General features: G+C 72.6%; 1 protein-coding gene. It reads right to left on the bottom strand.

Features of this window, described 5'->3' with window-relative positions:
- Positions 1-449: PhzF family phenazine biosynthesis protein (locus ACU8YE_RS25215; protein WP_446930292.1), on the bottom strand; the 449-nt coding region annotated here is incomplete at both ends.

Genomic DNA, 449 nt, shown 5'->3' with positions numbered 1-449 from the left:
GCACAAGAGTCTTCACCCGCGACGTGACGGCGTTGTGGATCGGTCGGTCCGCGACCGCGTCCGGCCCGATTCCGAGCGCGGCCAGCACTGACGCGGCCTGGTCTGAGGCAAGCGGCCGGACCCGTCCTGAGGGCTGGGTGATGGCGACTTGCCAACGGCCGGCGCCGCGCGCCGTCACGAACCCGGTCACCGACCCGCTGGCGGGCGCGATCCGCACCGGCGAGGCGGGAAGCCGGCCTTCGCGGGCCAGGACCCAGAGCGTCCCGATCGCCGCGTGGGCGCACATTTCCATCTCGTGGTTGGGCACGAAGAAGCGGAACCGCAGATCGTGCGACTCGTCCTCCGCCGGCAGCGCGAAGCCGGATTCGTGGCCGTAGCGCGCCGCGATCGCCCGCATGGCCTCCCCGTCGAGCCCCGAGGCGTTCGAGACGACCGGGCAGGGATTGCCG

It is taken from the genome of Ralstonia sp. VS2407 (genome assembly GCF_052950655.1).
This window is presented reverse-complemented; position numbering and strand designations above follow the sequence as displayed.